Origin of the sequence: Ralstonia sp. 24A2, assembly GCF_051783885.1 — a bacterium.
Lineage (GTDB): Bacteria > Pseudomonadota > Gammaproteobacteria > Burkholderiales > Burkholderiaceae > Ralstonia.
Genome location: NZ_JBPVZD010000002.1, coordinates 729,229 through 743,760, shown reverse-complemented (window position 1 = coordinate 743,760; position 14,532 = coordinate 729,229). Strand labels below are relative to the sequence as shown.

Below are 14,532 nucleotides of genomic sequence, written 5' to 3'. Positions count from 1 at the left end.
GTGCCCCCACGTTGCGGGGCTCTGCATTGAGTGAACACGTGAACACCATCGAAGAGAGCGCGCCGGTCAACGCGCGGTTGCCGTCATGAGCCTGGTCCAATCGGCCAAGCTCAACGGGCACGATCCCCACGGCTATCCGAAAGACGTACTTACCCGACAGCCGACCCACAAAGCGTCCGACATTGCCGAACGACTCCACCGCGTATTGCTTGCGTTTCATCGCCAACCTCCCGTTCTTGGGAAGATTGCTCCGAAACACTAGCACGCATTTTCATCCAGAATTTCTATAGGAGATCAAGCTTATTGGATGGTGCCTGGTTACTGGGCGACCGATCGCATAGCGGGCCACCTTAGGCGCCTTGTAGGACAAACCCCGGCGCCACGACCCCTGGCCAGATTTCGTACAGGCATTCATGTGCGTCCATCCCTCCGTTGCGGGGGCTCGGGTTAATTCCAAGGGCACGGGCTGCGGCGATACTGAGTTCGCCTATTCGGTGTGATGACCCTTTGTCAGCCACGACACAGTCAACAGTGTTGCCGTTGTATGTAACCCTAGCCTTGCAGCCACGCACCACGCCGACGGTTTCATGGACGATCAGGGGATTCACAACGACGTAGGGCACCGTTTCGGCGTCGACATAGGCTGCGGGATTGTCCGGGTCTGTGTCTGGGTACTGGTACCACGTTTTCGAAGCGATTACGCCGTCTTGGAAAACCTGCGGTTCGCCGTCAGCCCCAAGAATAACGATGTCACGTGCATCACTGCTGGCACAGACAACTTTGCCGTCTTGGATTTTCATAGCCGCATTGGCTAGATAGTCACTACCCGAATCGTCAGCCTTATATGCAGCGGGCTTGCCGTATTGTCCATTGGCGCCATCCGCATCTATTGCAGCACCGGCGACGTAGTAGACCCGCCCGTCGTCGTCCTCACTGACCTTCACCCCGGCCACAGTCCCGAGAGTAGATGTCATTTCGAGCCCCCTCGTTTGGGTTAAATACCGACTTCCAGTCTATTGACGCTCCCCTGGACCAACCACACCATTGAGAGCACAAATCAAAATAGACCACGGGAGGAGGTATGCACAGCGCGCCTGAGAGTATCTTCACCGGGCATTGCGGCAGGCTGCTTCTCGTGTCGCTTACTTGCGCCTTGACGGCATGTTCGCCCTACGTCCTCCCAACCATTGATGCGTACTGCCAGGACGGCACACAGGGGAAAGCGCAACATGCCGACAGCAAGGCATGCAAAGAACTGCCAACTATCGCAAAGTCAGTTTCTGATCTGCAAATCTCATCAGACCTTGTTCGGGGCAAGATAGAAGACAGAGTGCGAGCCAGCCAGGCGATCGATCTTGCTACGTTTGCATTTGCCACGGGATTTGCCGCCAAAGCGCTTCATGGAAGTTCACTAGGAACAAACGGGGCCAAGAACCTTGCGCTTGGTGCCGGCGCTTCCTATACCGCGGGAACACTGTTCTTCCCACGGACCACAGAGTCGCTATACCTGAGTGCCGATGCGGCGCTGGTATGCGTAGGCAATCGAGGCAACGGGATGTTGGCCGCGTATGATCAGGCAGCCACGCAGCAGTCGACGGTCGATGCGTCCGTCAAAGGAAGCTTGGTCGCCTGCCAAGTGAAGTTCCAGGATGAAAGAGATGCGATGGCCCAGGCTAGAGCCAAAGCGCGTGCAACGATCGACAAAGCGCGCTCGTCGGATGGTGCCTTGGGCGTTCGACTTAGTACCGCGGGCGCGAATGTTCTGGTCACGCTGAACCAGCAGTTGCTGGCGCAAAGCCCCAGCCCTGAAGCGATCCTCAACGCGGGGAAAAGCGCGACAGCAATCGCTATAGGACTAATCCCAACGGGTAGCGAGTTGCCTGCGGCAACTGGGGGAGCCTCGGGCGCGGGCGTCGGAGCGTTGACGACAAGGAAAAGGCACCGAAAGCCTGAAGAGGACCTCAATTGTGCCCAACCCGATCAACAGCGATTCGTGGCAGCGACGGAAGCCTATGCAGCAATCAGTACGGCGTTGGAGCAACAACTGAATGCGATTGGTGATCTTGAAACCGGATGTGTAGCGACAGCAGCCGTATCGCCCCAACCACTGAGCGTAAGTCAGCAGCAGGTAACCCTGGTCCCAGGGGGCTACGTCAACGTGACGGTCAGTGGCGGAAGGCCACCAATGAGGGCGTATTGGGTTGGCACGGGGCCTGATGAAGCCCGGGTGGGATATACGTGGTTGGTCGCTGATCGCCTGTTGCATCTCAATGAGCCTCACGACACGGGAGCAAAGTCGGCGGCTCCTTACAAGCTGCGCATCGTCGATAGTGCTGTCGCGCAGAGTAGTGTCGAGATCTCGGTAACAACGACAGGTTCCGCCCCCGAATAGATGGCGTCATAGGAGCAGGCGTTGCGTAAGGGACCGATCGCGGTGCGCTATGCTGGGCGCTACATCAACTAGGTCGATGTACATATGCGCACAGCCGTGCCACTCGCACTTCTCGCTTTGCTTGCCGGCTGTCACCAGCCCCAGGAGATCTCGCCTCCAGCGGAGCCGCTGCAATATGGCTATCGGATTTGCGACGATGACTGCGAGCGTTGCACGGGAGATGTTGCGCCCGCAACGGTCCATTTCACACCGAACGGCGTCGGCACGCTTGCCTTCGCGGATCGATTTTCTATGGGCCAGACCGATACATTCTCCCTGAGCGAATGCCGGTTTCTCAGCAATGGGGATTGGGATTGCACGGCCAAAGCCGACATGAACCTTACGGCCGATCCCAAGAATGCGCTGGCTCATTTGCTATACAAGCGCAGAATTGGCTTCAAAGATGGTCAATACTTCATCGAGAATGGGGAGAACATTCCGCAATGGGGACAGCGCACGAGTATTGGGATGCTTCAGACCGCGGTTTGCCTCACTCGCAAGTAGCCTCTATTGACAAAGAACCTTCGCCGATGCTGCAGAGAATGGCACCCGCTTGCGCGAGTCATAAATTGCTCCACCTGACTTAATTGCCGTCGCAGCAGCCGCAAGCATGAAGATAAGCGAGTAAGCCGCCAGCGAAATGCCAATGCCCTGCAGCTCAGGAGCAGGTTGAAGAGACATAGCGTCGCTATTGAAATCATCAATTACCGACCGCGTCTCATCTGAGGATGACGATTTCAAAATCGTGCGCGTCGGCTGACGTAATCCCCCTCACGCTCCAACCCGAATCACCACCTTGCCGAAGTGCCGCCCCGACTGCAGGTAGTCGTACGCAGCCGGCACCTCATCAAAGCTGAAGACACGATCGACCACCGGGCGAATCTGCTGCACGTCGACCAGCCGGGCCACCTCATCGAGCACCGTCCGGCTGCCGACAATCACGCCGTGCAGATGCTTGGCCACATCGAACAAGCTGCGCAGCCCGAAATCCACGCCTGCGAAACCGCTCAGCAAGCCTGTGATGGAGACAACACCACCCAGCCGGGTAGCCGCAATCGAGCGTGCCATCGTGTCGTATCCACCCACCTCGACCACCACGTCAGCGCCGGCTCCGCCGGTCAGCCGCAATACCTCGTGCTGCCACTCGGGCACGGTGCGGTAGTTGATGGTTGCATCCGCGCCGAGTTGCCGCGCACGCGCAAGTTTGTCGTCGCTCGATGAGGTGATGATGGCGCGCAGCCCCGCAGCCTTTGCCAATTGCAGTGCCCAGATCGAGACCCCGCCTGTGCCCAGCAGCAGCGCGGTCGCGCCCGGCTTGACTACGGCATTTGCAAACAGCGCGTTCCAGGCCGTGATGCCTGCGCAGGAGATCGTGGACGCCTCCTCGAAAGTCAGGTGCGCCGGGATTGCCGTCAGCGTGGATTCCTCGGCGACAAACTGCTCGGCCAGCACACCATCGAACGTCGCGCCGGGCGATTCGGCAATCTTCCCATGAGAGATCTCGCCGTCGATCCAGTTCGGGAAATAGGTGTTGATCACACGATCCCCCGGCTGGAATCGCGTGACGCGCTGCCCCACCGCGATCACCTCGCCCGCACCGTCGCTCAGCGGAACGCGCGGTGTGCCATCGATGCCTGGGTAGTCGCCACGCGCGGCCATCCAGTCACGGTAGTTCAACGACGCTGCCCGCATGCGCACGAGCACCTCGGTGGGCCCCGGTTCGCGCGTATCCAGGTTGATTTGCTGCAGCCCTTCAATGCCGTGTCCCGGCCTGACTTGCCATGCTTTCATGTGAATTCCCCGTTGCAATGAAGCACCGATCTTATTGTTTCCACGTAAGACACATTGACTCCATTTGGTAGACTCACCGTCTCCCATCAGGCGACATTTGATCAACCGAAACGGAGCAGGTTTGGATGGACGATCGGCTCAGCGGCGTGGCTGAATTTGTGAACGTGGTCGAGTCGGGCAGCTTTGCGGCGGCGGCGGCGCAGTTGGGCGTCACGCGCTCGGCGGTGGCCAAGGTCATCGCGCGACTGGAGCAGCGCCTGAACACGCGACTGCTGCAGCGGACGACCCGCAGCCTGAACCTGACCGGCGAAGGCACGCTCTACTACGAGCAATGCAAACGCGTGCTGACCGAGTTGAGTGAAACCGAAGCTGCCTTGCTCGCCAGCCGGCGTGAGCCGACCGGACGGCTGCGGATGACCGTGCCGGTGCTGTTCGGCAGGCACTGCGTTGCGCCAGTCATGCGCCGTTTGATCGAGCGCTACCCGCTGCTGGAAGTCGAGATCGCGTTCACCGACCGCATGGCGGATCTGGTGGACGAGCGCTTTGACATCGCCGTGCGCATGGGCCAACCGCCGAACCATGCCACGCTGGTCAGTCGCCCGTTGGGCTTCAATCGGATGGCGCTCTGCGCGTCGCCCGCCTATCTCGAAAAACATGGCCACCCGGCAACGCTGCGCGATCTGGACACACATACGTGCATCGTCTACGCCCGCGGTGCGTACCACACGCCGTGGCGCCTGACCGGGCCGGATGGCGAGATGCAAATCTATCAGCCCGCATCGCGCCTGCGCCTGGACGACCTGCTCTCCATCGCGGACGCAGCAGCAGCCGGTACCGGCCTGGCATGGCTGCCCAGCTGGCTCATTCCGTCATACTTGAACACTGGCCTCCTCACGATGATCAAGGGCCACGAGAGCGTGCTCGACGCAGAGATCAACGTGCTGTGGCTGAAGACCCGGCACATGCCGCTCAAAGTGCGCGTGGCCATCGACGCCCTCGTCGATGAGGTGCCTGGCCTGCTAGCGCAGGCCTGAAAAAAAAAGCGACCCACTCATCAACGGAGAAACCGGTGCGCAAGGTCCGCCACTACCTGAACAACAGCGTCGTCCTGGGCCTGATGCTGCTCGGCCTCTCGGGCCTTGCCGCTGCCCAAGCGGGCTACACGCTGATACCCATACACAATGGCGTCAACGCGCTCAAGCTGCGCGGCTACGACGCGATCGCGGTGCGCGCGTGGCGCGAGAACTTCAACGCGCATAGCTTCGATGTGGTGACCTTCTTTGTGCGCGATGGCGCGGCAGGCCGCGCGCAACCCTGGAGCCTCGTACCGGTATTCCGTCGTAGCGGCGGCGGTGGCAACGAGCAGGAGCAACTGCACGTGACGACCAGCGGCGGGGCAGACTGCCTGCTTCATGACTTCCGGCTCCTGCTCACGCAGGACGGCAAGCCCGCCGTGCTCATCCTCGCCAACCGCGAAGCCGGCGCCAGCTACGCGGCCGATGCCAACGTGCGCTTCGACTACTACGTGCTGACCGAGAACCTCGACAGCACACCGGGCTATCCAAAGCTCTCGTTCCGCTGGCAGAAGTCTCAGCCCGCACGCGCGCAATACTGCGACGTGAACCGCGCCTTCGATCAGGAACTGCATCTGGGCACATCGAGCGGCACCGCCAACGTGGCGGATGGGCCGTAACCGACACAGCCAACCACCATGCGCGCCATGTCCACCTATCCCATCTCCGTCAAAGGCGTGCTGCGCGCGCCCACCGGTGAGGTCGTCCTGTTGCTCAATGAGCGCGAAGCGTGGGAGTTGCCGGGCGGCCGTATCGAGCTGGGCGAATCATCCACCGAATGCTTGGCACGTGAGATTGCGGAAGAGTTGAACCTGCGCGTGGAAGTCGGCGCGCCGATCGATACGTATCTGTTCGAGGTCGTACCAGGCAAGCATGTGTTCATTGCTACGTATGACTGCACGCTGGTCGGCGCGTTTGCGCCGATGGTGAGCCACGAACACAAGCGGCTTGGGCTGTTTGCGCCGGATGCGTTGCCGGTGAATTTGCCGGATGGGTATCGCGCATCGATTGCGGCAGCGTGCCGCGCGTCGGCACAACCGGGTTAGCGAGCATGGGCCGTGGCCGGTACTACACCTGGTGGCGACGCGCGGGCGAGAGAGCCGAAGCGCTCTTCTACGCCAATGGCTGGGCGGCTCGCACCGCCCACGCTCTCGGCCTTCAAGGCCAGCTGCACGTGGATCGCCGTGATGTAACGATGCCGTTGAATGCACCGCTGGCCGAGCCGCTCAGAGTGGCCTTCGCTTCAGACTTCCATGCGGGGCCGCTGACCGATCCACGTCTGCTGGATGCCATGCAGCAGACGATCGCAGCGTTCACCCCGCATGTGATCCTGCTGGGCGGTGATTTCGTTTCGTTGCATCACCAGCATGTCACCGGGCTAGCCGCGCGCCTGCGCGAACTACCCGCGCCGGCGGGCAAATTCGGTGTGTTCGGCAATCACGATCTTTGGGTGGATGACACGTTCATCCGCGCGCAACTCGAAGCGGCGGACGTGCGGATGCTCGTCAATGAAGCCGCGCGGCTGCCATCGCCCTACGACGAACTCTACGTGTGTGGGCTGGATGAACCCGGCGTCGGACACCCGGACCCGGCCCGCACATTCGCCGGTGCCGGTGCGCGCAGGCTATTGCTGATGCACTCGCCGCTGGGCCTGCGGCACGTGCGCGCCTATCCGTTCGATCTTGCATTCTGCGGCCATACCCACGGTGGTCAAATTGCGCGCCCAGATGGGCGTCCGATCGTCCTGCCTTCAGGCTCCGGTGACCGGCGCTTTGCCAGCGGTTATTTTCAATTGGCCGAAGGTGGGCAGTTGGTGACCAGTCGCGGCATCGGCATGAGTGATGTGCCAATCCGGCTGTTCTCTCCCTCTGAGGTGCATCTCTATACCATTCACGCAGCGGCTTGAACGCTGTCGATCGCGACAATCAATCACCACCCCAACGCCAGCGCGGCGGCTCGCCCTTCCACCAGCACACCAGCAGAAGCAGCAGCGTCACGCCCAGCACGTACAACATGAAGAGGGCCTGCGAGCGGGCAGGCGGCAGCCCGACGATGCCCCCCGCCAGCAGGACGGCGTAGATGGCAAACACCACCCAGCCCTGCCAGCGAGAAGGCAGTCCCCAACCCCAGCCATAACGCTTGGCGGGAAACCAGTAGTCGTTGGAGTCGGTTGGCATCGTTACCTCGAGACATGGTGTTCAGAGAACGGTCGCATCTTTACTCGGGGGCTTGGGCAGGTGTGCTTCGGCCTCGGCGTTGCGGCGCGCCGCGCGTTCCACTCCAATGTACTCGATGGCAAACAGGGCGAGGATGGCCAGCAGGGCGCCCGCGCCGAGCAGCCAATGGCTCATCAGGTTCATGATTGGAAGACGCATTGCGTCTGCAGTCTGGGATACCTGTAGCGTATGGCTGCACCCGTCAAAAAGTCGTAAAGAGGCGAGGGCGCCGCGCAAAATTCGCATCTATGGCGATGCGTGGGATGGGCAAGGCAAATTCGACACGACAAACGCCAACAGCCAGCCGGTCAATCACCGCTGGCGGAGGTCGTTTGCAACAGAGAGGGCGCACATGGGCACGCCGAAGCGGCGGAGAACGGCACGTAGGCCATCAACCGCATCTTGCTAACTTCTGTATCGAGGAGCGGAGCGTTGGCTGCATCCGGAAAGGGCTTCCGGGGTGCGCACGAGGCGCGACAAACCAAGCTCGGCGGAACGGAGGTCGATTGACTTCACACCGCCAACGGCAGCACCCAGTTGGTGCTACCGGCACAACTACGCGATCTTAGTAGAGCTTCTTCGGCAGCATTTGCGAGCGCAGGCGTTTACGCGTACGCGACACAGCAGCAGCCTTCTTGCGCTTGCGCTCGGTCGTCGGCTTTTCGTAAGCGGTGCGGGCGCGCAGTTCCTTGATCAGGCCAGTGCGCTCGATTTCACGGCGGAAGCGGCGCAGTGCAACTTCGACCGGCTCGTTTTCTTTCAGACGGATGGTGGTCATCGGGTCCCTTGCTCAGTATTCGGGTGGACGGCGAAACAGCGGATTATATACCGCCCAGAGGGCGTGCAGTGTAGTTGAATTGGTTTACCGATGCAAGCACAGGTTTCAGGTGCCGCTTAGGTGTCGAATCAACCACTTTCAGGCCGTCCACCGTCGCGTGGAGACGACGGCGGACGGTGTGCGCTATGGATCAGCGGGCCGGCGTCATGTCCGGCGTGGCGGGCGCAACACCCGGCGCCGCCGTCGGCTGCGCCTGCTTTGCAGCCGCAACGGTGCTGCTTTCCTGCAAGCCGCCGCCCAGCGCCGTGTACAGATCAATGGCGTTGGTCAGGCGGGCCAGGCGCGTCTGCACCAGGGTCTGGTCGGCACTGAACAGGTCGCGTTGCGCATCGAGCACATCGAGGAAGCTCGACACGCCGTTGCGGTAGCGCTGATCCGACAGAGTCAGGCGATCGGCCGTCGCATCGCGGAAGCGCTTCTGCGCGGCCACCTGCTCTTCCAGCGTGCCGCGCGCCACGAGGGCGTCGGACACTTCGCGGAACGCGGTCTGGATCGTCTTCTCGTAGTTGGCGACGGCGATCTGCTGGTTGGCCTTGGTGGAGTCCAATTGGAAGACGCGCGTGCCCCAGTCGAAGATCGGCAGCGTGAGGTTCGGCACGAACGACCACAGTCCGGTTCCGGCCTTGAACAGGTTATGCAGCGCGCCGCTGGCCGTGCCCACGTTGGACGTCAACCCGATGCTCGGGAAGAACGCCGCACGCGCGATGCCGATGTTGGCATTGGCGGCAATCAGCTTCTGCTCGGCCTGGCGGATGTCCGGACGTTGCTCCAGCAGCTCCGACGGCAGGCCCGGCGGAATATCGGCCACGATCTTCTCCGACGACACGGTGGTCGGCGGCGGCAGATCGGCCGGCAGCGGCGCACCCACCAGCAGCACCAAGGCGTTGGTCGCCTGGGCGTACTGGCGCGTGAGCTGGGCCACCGACACGCGAGCCGATTCCACCAGCGTCTCGGTCTGGCGCAGGTCCAGCAAGGACGAGGCGCCCACGTCAAAGCGCTGCTTGGCGAGCTTGTAGTAGTCCTCGCGGCCCTTCAGGGTCTGCTGGGCCAGCTCAAGCTGCTCGGCATAGGCACGCTCGTTCAGGTAGGCCTTCGCCACTTGCGAGATCAGGCTGATCTGCACGGCGCGCTGGCCCTCTGCGGTTGCCAGGTAGCTGGCGCGCGCGGAGCGCGTCACGTCGCCCACGCTGAACAGGTTGACCTGGTAGTTGCTGATACCGACACCAAGCTGATACTGCTTGGTGATGATGTCCTGCCCAGTCTGCGAGATCGACTGCGGCGTCAGGCTGCGCGTGTACACCGCAGAGGCATTGACCGGCGGCAGCAGTTCAGCGACTTGCAGACGGTACTGCGCGCGCGCCGCTTCGATGTTGAGCACGGCGATGCGCAAGTCGCGGTTGTTCTCCAGCGACATGCCGATCAGCTTCTGCAGACGCGGATCGGGGAAGAACTCGCGCCAGCCGAGATCGGTGGCGCGCGGAGCGTTTTCACCCGGCTTGGCGCTGTCAGCCGGCACGGCATAGCCGGCCGGCGCCTGCGGATACGCGCTCGTGACCGGCGCATCCGGACGCTCGTAGGTCGGCGCCAGCGAGCAGCCGGACAGCACGCCGGCGGCAAGCAGGAGCGCCGGCAACAGCGCAGGAGCACGTTTCGACAAAGAGAAAGTCATCGTTTTCTGCATGTTCAGATTTCCTCGTCCAACGGACGGTGCGCGGCATCCAGGCGGCGTTGACGCTCGCTGCCCTTGAAGATGCGGCGGACGACCACGAAGAACACGGGCACCAGCACCACGGCCAGCACCGTCGCAGTAATCATCCCGCCCATCACGCCGGTACCGATGGCGCGCTGGCTGGCGGAGCTGGCGCCGGTAGCAATCGCCAGCGGCAGCACGCCCAGGATGAACGCGAACGACGTCATGATGATCGGGCGGAACCGCAGGTGCACGGCTTCGAGCGTGGCCTCGATGAGGCCCTTGCCTTGCGCCTGCAAGTCCTTCGCGAATTCGATGATCAGAATCGCGTTCTTGGCGGACAAGCCCACCACCGCGATCAGGCCGACCTTGAAGTACACGTCATCGGGCATCGCGCGCAGCGTCACGCCCAGCAGTGCGCCGAGCACACCCAGCGGCACCACCAGAATCACCGCCGCCGGGATCGACCAGCTTTCATACAGCGCAGCCAGCACCAAGAACACCGCCAGCAGCGACAGCGCGTACAGCGCAGGCGCTTGCGAGCCCGAAGCCTTTTCCTGCAGCGACTGGCCCGTCCACTCGTAGCCGATACCTGCCGGCAGCTTGGCGGCCAGGCGTTCCATCTCGGCCATGGCGTCACCCGAGCTGGCACCCGGCGCGGCCGCACCCGAAAGGCGAACCGCCGGATAGCCGTTGTAGCGCACGAGCTGCACCGGGCCGACGATCCAGTGGCCCTTGGCGAACGTCGACATCGGCACCATGTTGCCCTGCCCGTTGCGCACGTACAGGTTCATGATGTCTTCGGGCTGCATGCGGTTGATCTTGTCCGCTTGCACGATCACACGCTGCTGACGGCCGTAGTTCGGGAAGTCGTTCGCATACGCCGAACCCAGCGCCGTCGACAGCACGGCGTTGATGTCGGTGAACGACACACCCAGCGCATTGGCCTTCTCGCGGTCGATATCCACCTGGTACTGCGGCGAATCTTCCAGACCTTCCGGGCGCATGCCTGTGATGACCTTGCTCTTCGCCGCCATCCCCATCAGTTGATTGCGGGCTGCCATCAGGGCGTCATGCCCCAGGCCAGCACGATCCTGCAGGCGGAAGGTGAAGCCAGTGGCGTTGCCCAGTTCCGGGATCGGCGGCGGGTTCAGCGGGAACACGATCGCATCGCGAATACCACCGAACAGCGCACCGAAGGCACGGCCGGCCACGGCATCGGCGGTTTGATCCTTGCCCTTACGCTCGCTCCAGTCCTTGAACGGGGTGAACACGATACCGGCGTTCGGCCCGTTGCCCGAGAAGCTGAAGCCCTGCACGGCCACGATGTTCTCGACCGCCTTTTCCTGCTTGTAGTAGTTCTCGACCTGCTTGATCACTTCCAACGTACGGTTGGCCGATGCACCCGGCGGCAACTGGATGTTGGTCACGATGTAGCCCTGGTCTTCGGTCGGCAGGAACGAAGACGGCAGGCGCAGGAACAGGAACACCACCGCAGCGATCAGCACGCCGTAGATGACCATGTAGCGGAAGGTCTTCTTCAGCATGCGCTCCACGAAGCTCTGGTAGCGGTTCGTGGTGCTCGAGAACATGCGGTTGAACCAGCCGAAGAAGCCCTTCTTCTCGTGGTGCGAGCCCTTCTCGATCGGCTTGAGCAGCGTCGAGCACAGTGCCGGCGTGAGCGTCAGCGCCATGAGTGCCGAGAAGAAGATCGACGACACCATCGACAGCGAGAACTGGCGATAGATCGCGCCCACCGAGCCCGAGAAGAACGCCATCGGGATGAACACGGCCATCAGCACCAGCGTAATACCGATGATGGCGCCCGTGATCTGGCCCATGGCCTTGCGGGTGGCTTCGCGCGGGGGCAGGCCTTCTTCGGCCATGATCCGCTCGACGTTTTCCACCACCACGATGGCATCGTCAACGAGAATACCGATCGCCAGCACGAGGCCGAACATCGTCAGCACGTTGATCGAGAAGCCCATCGCGTTCATGACGGCAAACGCGCCCAACAGCGAGATCGGCACCACGATCGACGGCACCAGCGTGTAGCGGATGTTCTGCAGGAACAGCAGCATCACCAGGAACACCAGCACCATGGCCTCGAACAGCGTCTTGACCACTTCTTCGATCGAGATCTGAACGAACTTCGAGGTGTCGTACGGCACCTTGTATTCCACACCGGCCGGGAAGTACTTCGACAACTCTTCCAGCTTGGCCTTCACGGCCTTGGCCGTACCCAGCGCGTTACCGGTGGGCGAGAGCTGCACACCAATGGCCGAGATCGGCTGGCCGTTGATCCGCGCAGACGTCGAGTAGGTCTGGCCGCCGAGCTCCAGGCGCGCCACATCCTTCACGCGGACCAGCGAACCGTCCGGCTTGGCCACCAGCACGATGTTGCCGAATTGCTCAGTGGTCGTGAGCTGGCCCTCCACCACGACCGTTGCCGCGAGCGGCTGGTCGGAGACGGACGGCAGATCGCCGATCGTACCGGCCGAGACCAGCGCGTTCTGGTTGCGAATGGCGTTGTAGACGTCCGTCGGGGTCAGCTTGTAGCCGACCAGCTTGGCCGGGTCGATCCAGACGCGCATGGCGCGTTCCGTACCGAACAGGATGGCCTGACCGACACCCGGCACGCGCTTGATTTCATTAAGCACGTTGCGCGAGATGTAGTCACCTAGCGCCACCGGATCCATCTTGCCGTCGGTGGATGCCAGCGTCGCGAACAGCAGGAAGTTCGAGCGGGCCTTGTCGACCTGCACGCCTTGCTGCGTCACCGCAGACGGCAAACGCGCTTCCACGCGCTTGAGGCGGTTCTGCACGTCCACCTGCGCGAGCGCCGGGTCGGTACCGGCCTTGAACGTCACGGTGATCTGCGCCTGGCCGTTACCGCCCTGGCTGACCGACTCCATATAGAGCAGGCCGTCCGCACCGTTCATTTCCTGCTCGATGATGCTGGTGACGGATTCGTCCAGCGTCTTCGCGTTCGCACCCGGATACGTTGCCGTAATGATGACGGACGGCGGTGCGATGGTCGGGTACTGCGAGATCGGTAGCTGGGTGATCGAGATCGCCCCAGCCAGGATGATGAACAGCGCGAGCACCCAGGCAAAGACTGGGCGATCGATAAAAAACTTTGCCATGCGATGGCTCCTTGTTTACTGCTTGGCTGCCGGTGCGCTGGCAGCGGGAGTGCTTGCAGCAGGGGCGCTGGCCGCGGGTGCTGCGCCTGCCGGAGCGCCCTGACCGGGCTTCTGGCCTGCCGGCGTGGGCTGCCACGGCACGGCCTTGACCGGCGCACCCGGGTGGGCCTTCTGCAGACCATCGACGATCACCTTGTCACCAGCCTTCAGGCCGCTGGAGACGATCCATTCCGTACCGGTCGAGCGATCGGCCTGGACTTGGCGCACGGCTGCCATGCCCTTCTCGTCAACAACCATCACGGAGGCGCCATCCGGGCTGCGCGTCACGGCCTGTTGTGGCACCGTGATGGCCTGCTCGTCCACGGCCTGCTCCAGGCGTGCGCGTACGTACATGCCGGGCAACAGCGTGCGGTCGGCGTTCGGAACGATCGCGCGCAGCGTGATCGTGCCCGTGGCCGGGTCCACCGTCAGATCCGAGAAATACAGCTTGCCGGGTTGCGCATAGGCGCGACCATCTTCCGTGACGAGCGTGACCTTGGCAGCGTTGTCGCCCGACTTGGCCAGCTTGCCGGCCTTGAGCGCTTCCTGCAGGCGCAGCACTTCGGTGCTCGACTGCGTGAAGGTCAGGTAGATCGGGTCGATCTGCTGCACGGTGGCAAGCAGCGTCGCTTCACCCTGGCCCACCAGTGCACCTTCAGTGATCTGCGCCAGACCGGCACGACCGGCGATCGGGGAAGTGACGCTGGCGTAACCGAGGTTCAGCTTGGCGGTTTCCACGGCAGCGCGCGCGGCGGCAACGTCAGCGGTGGCCTGCTTGGCAGCGGCCGTCGCGTCGTCGTAGTCCTGCTTGCTGATGGCGTTGGTGGCGACCAGCGGCTTGTAGCGCTCAGCCTTGTTCTGCGCCTGCGTTTGCGTGGCTTCGGAGCGTGCCAGTTGCGCTTTCGCGCTGTCGAGCGAGGCCTGGTACTGCGCCGGATCGATCTGGAACAGCTGCTGGCCAGCCTTGACGTCGCTGCCTTCAGCGTACGAACGCTTGAGCACGATGCCCGCGACCCGTGCGCGCACCTGGGCCACACGCGTGGCTTCCAGACGGCCCGGCAACTCGCTGGTCAGGCCAACGGTATGCGGCTGCACGATCACAATGCCGACTTCGGTCGGAGGCATGCCGGCGCCGCCCGGCCCTTGTGCCTGCTTGTTGCCGCAGGCTGCAAGCGCCACCACCATGAATGCGGCAGCAGCGAGTTGGTGATAACGGCGGGTGTTCGTCATAGATGACCCCATGTGGCGATAAGCGGAATGCCGGGCGCCGCGCCGCCACCACGCAAACGAATGCGAGTGCAGCGCCAG

14 protein-coding genes and 1 pseudogene are annotated in these 14,532 nt (G+C 62.6%); 7 read left to right on the top strand and 8 right to left on the bottom strand.

Going from position 1 to position 14,532, the window contains the following annotated elements; genetic code table 11:
- Positions 1-58: 58 nt before the first annotated feature.
- Positions 59-262: pseudogene (locus ACS13N_RS08285) on the top strand (transposase domain-containing protein); the annotation flags it as partial.
- An 88-nt stretch (positions 263-350) separates the two neighbouring features.
- Here ACS13N_RS08285 and ACS13N_RS08280 read toward each other — a convergent pair.
- Positions 351-974, bottom strand: coding sequence for a hypothetical protein (locus tag ACS13N_RS08280; protein WP_438931208.1), 624 nt, complete (start codon positions 972-974; stop codon positions 351-353).
- A 107-nt stretch (positions 975-1,081) separates the two neighbouring features.
- Between ACS13N_RS08280 and ACS13N_RS08275 the strand changes: the two genes are divergently transcribed.
- On the top strand, positions 1,082-2,392 hold the full coding sequence (locus ACS13N_RS08275; RefSeq protein WP_438931207.1) for a hypothetical protein: 1,311 nt from the start codon (positions 1,082-1,084) through the stop codon (positions 2,390-2,392).
- 84 nt (positions 2,393-2,476) lie between these two features.
- On the top strand, positions 2,477-2,935 hold the full coding sequence (locus tag ACS13N_RS08270) for a hypothetical protein (RefSeq protein WP_438931206.1): 459 nt from the start codon (positions 2,477-2,479) through the stop codon (positions 2,933-2,935).
- Positions 2,936-3,202: 267 nt separating this feature from the next.
- Here the strand turns inward: ACS13N_RS08270 and ACS13N_RS08265 are convergent, their stop codons facing one another.
- Positions 3,203-4,222 (bottom strand): zinc-dependent alcohol dehydrogenase family protein, encoded by a 1,020-nt coding sequence (locus ACS13N_RS08265; protein ID WP_438931205.1) that lies wholly within the window; start codon positions 4,220-4,222, stop codon positions 3,203-3,205.
- A gap of 125 nt (positions 4,223-4,347) precedes the next feature.
- On the opposite strand from ACS13N_RS08265, the gene ACS13N_RS08260 reads away from it, so the two are divergent.
- The 4 genes from ACS13N_RS08260 to ACS13N_RS08245 are packed head-to-tail and all read left to right on the top strand — an operon-like array spanning position 4,348 to position 7,201.
- On the top strand, positions 4,348-5,256 hold the full coding sequence (locus ACS13N_RS08260; RefSeq protein ID WP_438931204.1) for a LysR family transcriptional regulator: 909 nt from the start codon (positions 4,348-4,350) through the stop codon (positions 5,254-5,256).
- A 35-nt stretch (positions 5,257-5,291) separates the two neighbouring features.
- Positions 5,292-5,915: a hypothetical protein gene (locus ACS13N_RS08255; RefSeq protein ID WP_438931203.1), complete on the top strand. Its 624-nt coding sequence runs from the start codon at positions 5,292-5,294 to the stop codon at positions 5,913-5,915.
- 27 nt (positions 5,916-5,942) lie between these two features.
- Entirely contained in the window at positions 5,943-6,341 is a 399-nt protein-coding gene (locus tag ACS13N_RS08250; protein ID WP_438931202.1) for an NUDIX hydrolase, read from the top strand.
- Positions 6,342-6,346: 5 nt separating this feature from the next.
- A complete protein-coding gene (locus tag ACS13N_RS08245; protein ID WP_438931201.1) occupies positions 6,347-7,201 on the top strand; it encodes a metallophosphoesterase in 855 nt (284 codons plus the stop codon).
- Between the two features lie 19 nt (positions 7,202-7,220).
- Here the strand turns inward: ACS13N_RS08245 and ACS13N_RS08240 are convergent, their stop codons facing one another.
- The 6 genes from ACS13N_RS08240 to ACS13N_RS08215 form a co-directional block, all read right to left on the bottom strand.
- A complete protein-coding gene (locus tag ACS13N_RS08240) occupies positions 7,221-7,472 on the bottom strand; it encodes a hypothetical protein (protein WP_438931200.1) in 252 nt (83 codons plus the stop codon).
- Between the two features lie 21 nt (positions 7,473-7,493).
- Positions 7,494-7,670, bottom strand: coding sequence for a hypothetical protein (locus ACS13N_RS08235; protein ID WP_438931199.1), 177 nt, complete (start codon positions 7,668-7,670; stop codon positions 7,494-7,496).
- A gap of 406 nt (positions 7,671-8,076) precedes the next feature.
- On the bottom strand, positions 8,077-8,289 hold the full coding sequence (rpsU, locus tag ACS13N_RS08230; protein WP_003262970.1) for a 30S ribosomal protein S21: 213 nt from the start codon (positions 8,287-8,289) through the stop codon (positions 8,077-8,079).
- A gap of 190 nt (positions 8,290-8,479) precedes the next feature.
- On the bottom strand, positions 8,480-10,030 hold the full coding sequence (locus ACS13N_RS08225; RefSeq protein WP_438931198.1) for an efflux transporter outer membrane subunit: 1,551 nt from the start codon (positions 10,028-10,030) through the stop codon (positions 8,480-8,482).
- Between the two features lie 2 nt (positions 10,031-10,032).
- On the bottom strand, positions 10,033-13,185 hold the full coding sequence (locus ACS13N_RS08220) for an efflux RND transporter permease subunit (protein WP_438931197.1): 3,153 nt from the start codon (positions 13,183-13,185) through the stop codon (positions 10,033-10,035).
- A 15-nt stretch (positions 13,186-13,200) separates the two neighbouring features.
- Positions 13,201-14,454, bottom strand: a complete 1,254-nt coding sequence (locus ACS13N_RS08215) for an efflux RND transporter periplasmic adaptor subunit (protein WP_438931196.1) — start codon at positions 14,452-14,454, stop codon at positions 13,201-13,203.
- Positions 14,455-14,532: the final 78 nt, after the last annotated feature.